The organism is Pseudomonas entomophila (assembly GCF_029193575.1).
GTDB classification, from domain to species: Bacteria; Pseudomonadota; Gammaproteobacteria; order Pseudomonadales; family Pseudomonadaceae; genus Aquipseudomonas; species Aquipseudomonas entomophila_G.
This window is the reverse complement of sequence record NZ_JARGCS010000057.1, coordinates 1-4,865: the sequence shown is the minus strand read 5'-3', so window position 1 is coordinate 4,865 and position 4,865 is coordinate 1. Positions and strand designations below refer to the sequence as shown.

The 4,865-nt window shown below is 67.3% G+C and carries 1 protein-coding gene; it reads left to right on the top strand.

What is annotated here, in order from left to right:
- Positions 1-4,865 (top strand): non-ribosomal peptide synthetase (locus P0Y43_RS26570; protein WP_275640236.1); only part of this gene is annotated, 4,865 nt, incomplete at both ends.

Below are 4,865 nucleotides of genomic sequence, written 5' to 3'. Positions count from 1 at the left end.
CCGTTCCGCGCGGGCGGGCGGATGTACCGCACGGGGGATCTGGGCCGTTGGCTGGCGGGTGGAGAGGTCGAGTACCTGGGCCGTAACGATCACCAGGTGAAGCTGCGTGGTTTCCGCATCGAGCTTGGCGAGATCGAGGCGCGGTTGGCGCAGGTGGAGGGTGTTCGGGAGGCGGTGGTGCTGGCGCGTATGGATACACCGGGCGAGACGCGTCTGGTGGCCTACGTGACGGGTGCGCAGGCTGTGGAGGTGCCGGTGCTGCGCGAGGCGCTGCTGGCACACCTGCCCGAGTACATGGTGCCGGCGGCCTATGTGTGGATGGAGCGGTTGCCGCTGACGTCGAACGGCAAGCTCGACCGTCGCGCATTGCCCGCGCCGCAGGCGTACGCGACGCTGGCCTATGAGGCCCCGCAGGGCGATATCGAGACGGCCCTGGCGAAGATCTGGCAGGACGTGCTGGGCTTGGAGTCGGTCGGCCGGCACGACGATTTCTTTGTGTTGGGCGGCCATTCCCTGCTGGCTGTGCAACTCATCTCGCGGCTGCGTGCGGCGATGGGGGTCGACCTCGAGTTGCAGGCCGTGTTCGAACACCCTTCGCTAGCGGATTTCGCCGGGATGCTCGATTCGGCCGCACGCAACGAGGTGCAGCCGATCGGTATCGCATCGCGCGACGAACCGCTGCCCTTGTCGTTCGCACAGCAGCGGCTCTGGTTCCTGGCGCAAATGGATGCGCAGAGCCGGGCCTACCACATGCCGTTCGGCTTGCACCTGAGCGGCAGGCTCGACCCGCAGGCACTGGCACGGGCACTCGATACCGTGGTGGCGCGTCATGAGGCGCTGCGTACCTGCTTCGTCCTGCAGGGCGATCAGCCGGCACAGCGCATTGCTCCGCCGCAAGTGGGCTTTGCACTGCAACAACACGACCTGCGCGGGCATCCGCAGGCTCGCGCCGAGGCAGAGGCACTGGCCCGGGCCGAAGCGGATGCGTCGTTTGACCTGGCGCAAGGGCCAATGATTCGTGGCCGTCTGATCACTCTGGACGACGAGAATCATGTGCTGCTGGTCACGATGCATCACATTCTGTCCGACGCCTGGTCGCTGACGGTATTCATGAGCGAGTTGAGCGCGCTGTATCGCGCGTTCGTACAAGATGAAGCTGACCCGTTGCCGGCATTGCCCGTCCAGTATGCGGACTACGCTGTCTGGCAGCGTCGCAGGCTCGACGGCGCGGCACTGCAGCGCCAGCGCGATTTCTGGATGTCTCGACTCGCGGGAGCGCCGGCCTTGCTGACGCTGCCGACGGACCGGCCACGGCCGGCACAGCAGGATCATTGCGGGGCAACCCAGCGCTTCGAGCTCGACGCGGCACTGAGCGCGCAACTCAAGGTATTCAGCTTGCAGCAGGGCACGACGCCCTACATGACGCTGCTGGCGGCATGGGCCGCCTTGCTGGCGAAGCTGTCGGGCCAGGACGACGTGGTGATCGGCACCCCGGTGGCCAATCGCACGCGGGTGGAGGTGGAGCCGCTCATTGGTTTCTTCGTCAATACCCTGGCGCTCAGGCTGGATCTGGGCGGCAATCCGAGCTTCGCTGAACTGCTGGGGCGCGTGAAGCGCGAAACGCTGGCGGTGCAGCAGCACCAGGATCTGCCGTTCGAGCAGGTCGTCGAACTCGTCAAGCCGGTGCGCAGCGTATCGCACACACCGCTGTTCCAGGTGATGTTCTCCTGGCAGAACGGCGTCGCGGACGCATTCACCTTGCCTGGGCTGACGCTGCGCACGATGGACATGCCGCAGACCATTGCCAGATTCGATTTGACCCTCACCCTTGGTGAAGTCGACGGCTGCATCGCAGGCAGCTTGGAGTACGCGACGGCGCTGTTCGACGGCGAGACGATACGCCGGCATCTCGACTTCCTGGAGCGCATATTGCGTGCCATGGTCGCCGACGGGTCGTCGGCGGTCGGCCGGGTCGCGCTGCTGGATGCTGCTGAACGCGAGCATGTGCTGCATGGCCTGAACGCGACGCACAGGCCGTATCCAGAGACACAGACGCTGCATGGCCTGGTGGAAGCCCAGGTGGCGCGCACGCCGGATGCGCTGGCGGTGATGGCGGGCGAGGTTTGCTTGAGCTATCGCGAGCTAAACGCGCGAGCCAACCAACTGGCGCACCGCTTGATCGAGCTGGGCGTAGGCGCGGATGACCGTGTGGCGCTGTGCGTGGAGCGTGGCGCGGGGATGGTGATCGGGCTGCTGGGCATCCTGAAGGCGGGTGCGGGCTACGTGCCGCTGGACCCGAGCTATCCGGCGCAGCGTCTGGCATGGATGCTGGAGGATTGCGCGCCGGCGGTGGTGCTGGTGCAGTCGGACACGCGAGAGGCGGTGTCGGGTGCGTGCGTGCCGGTGCTGGATCTGGATGACGAGGCGATCGGCGCGCAGCCGGCACACGACCCGTGCGTGGCGGTGCAGCCGCATCACCTGGCCTACGTGATCTACACCTCGGGTTCGACGGGCTTGCCGAAGGGGGTGATGAACGAACACGGCGGGGTGGTCAACCGTCTGTGGTGGGCGCAGCGCACGTATGGCCTGACGGCCGAGGACCGGGTGTTGCAGAAAACGCCGTTCGGTTTCGACGTGTCGGTCTGGGAGTTCTTCCTGCCGCTGCTGGCCGGCGCGGGCCTGGTGATGGCACGCCCTCAAGGGCATCGCGATCCGGCGTATCTGGCGGGCTTGATCGAGGAAGCGGGCATCACGATGCTGCATTTCGTGCCGTCGATGCTGCAACTGTTCCTCGACGAGGCGGACCTGAGTCGCTGCGCGAGCTTGAGGCTGGTGCTGTGCAGTGGCGAGGCCTTGTCCTACGCGTTGCAGCAGCGCTGCCTGGCGCGTCTGCCGCAGGCGCAACTGCACAATCTCTACGGCCCGACGGAGGCGGCGATCGACGTGACGGCCTGGCACTGCGTGGCGGATCGTTATCCGGGCATCGTGCCGATTGGTCGTCCGATCGACAACCTGAGCATCTACGTGCTGGACGCGCATGGCGAGCCCGTGCCGATGGGTGTGGCGGGTGAGATCTACATCGGCGGCGTGGGGGTGGCGCGTGGCTACCTGAACCGTGAAGAGCTGACGGCGGAGCGTTTCCTGACGGACCCGTTCCGCGCGGGCGGACGGATGTACCGAACGGGGGATCTGGGCCGTTGGCTGCCGGGTGGAGAGGTCGAGTACCTGGGCCGTAACGATCACCAGGTGAAGCTGCGCGGTTTCCGCATCGAGCTTGGCGAGATCGAGGCGCAGCTGGCGCAGGTTGAGGGTGTGCGAGAGGCGGTGGTGCTGGCGCGTATGGATATGCCGGGCGAGCCGCGTCTGGTGGCTTATCTCACGGGCGAGGCGATTCCCGAGGCAGGCGCGTTGCGCGACATCCTGCAGGCCAATTTGCCGGAATACATGTTGCCAGTGGCCTATGTTCGGCTGGATGCGCTGCCGCTGACGCCGAACGGCAAGCTCGACCGCGGCGCGTTGCCGGCGCCCGGCGCCGATGCATTCGACGCGCACGCGTATGAGGCACCGGTGGGGCCATTCGAAACGGCGCTGGCGGGCATCTGGTCGGAGCTGCTGGGCGTGGAGCGCGTCGGTCGCGACGACGACTTCTTTGCGCTTGGCGGCCATTCGTTGCAAGCGGTGCGCATGGTGCTGCGCGTGCGTCAGCAGCTGGGTGCGGAACTGGCCTTGGCGAAGCTGTTTGCGCAGCCACGTCTGCGCGATATTGCGCGCGTCATCGAGCGCGGCGAGCAAACCCTGCTGCCGGTGATCGAGCCTGTCGAACGCAGCGGGCTGGCGCCCTTGTCGTTCGCACAGCAGCGTCTGTGGTTCCTGGAGCATATCGAAGGCGCGGGCGCGGCATATCACATTCCGGTCGGTGTCAGGCTGCGCGGTGCGCTCGACGAAGCGGCCTTGCGTTCTGCGCTGGATGCGGTGGTGGCACGGCATGAGGCACTGCGTACGACGTTTGTGGAGCAGGACGGGGAGGCCGCACAGCGCATCGCGGCGGCGGACTGCGGGCTGGCGCTGACGGTGAGCGACGTCTCGGCGTCTGCGGACCGCGAAGCGCAAGCCCAGCGTCTGGCGTTGGAAGAAGCGTCGGCGGCTTTCGATCTGTCCACGGGGCCGCTGATTCGTGGTCGTCTGCTGCGCGTGGCGCAGGACGATCATGTCTTGCTGGTGACGATGCACCACATCGTGTCGGACGGCTGGTCGATGGGCGTGCTGATCCGTGAGTTCGCGGCGCTGTACGACGCGGCGCGACGCGGCCTTGCCGCGCCCTTGCCGGCGTTGCCGGTGCAGTACGTGGATTACGCGGTATGGCAGCGTCGCTGGCTGGAGGGCGAGGTGCTGCAGCAGCAGGGCGCCTACTGGCGCGAGACGTTGGCGGGTGCGCCGGGTCTGCTGAGCTTGCCGACGGACCGGCCAAGGCCGGAGCGTCAGGACTACAGCGGAGCGTCGATCGAGGTGGTGGTGGACGCGGCGCTGACGGCGAGGCTGGCGCAGGCCGGGCGTCGCTACGGCGCGACGGTGTTCATGATGGTGCTGGCAGGGTGGTCGGCGGTGCTGGGCCGGCTGGCCGGGCAGGACGAGGTGGTGATCGGGGCGCCGGTGGCGAACCGCACGCGCCCGGAGGTGGAAGGCCTGATCGGCTTCTTTGCCAACACGCTGGCACTGCGCGTGGACCTTGGCGGAGCGCCGACGGTGGCGGAGCTGGTCGAGCGGGTGCGTGAGCGCGTGCAGCAGGCGCAGGTGAACCAGGATCTGCCGTTCGAGCAGGTGGTGGAGCTGGCGCGTCCGGTGCGCAGCCTGGCGCACAGCCCGGT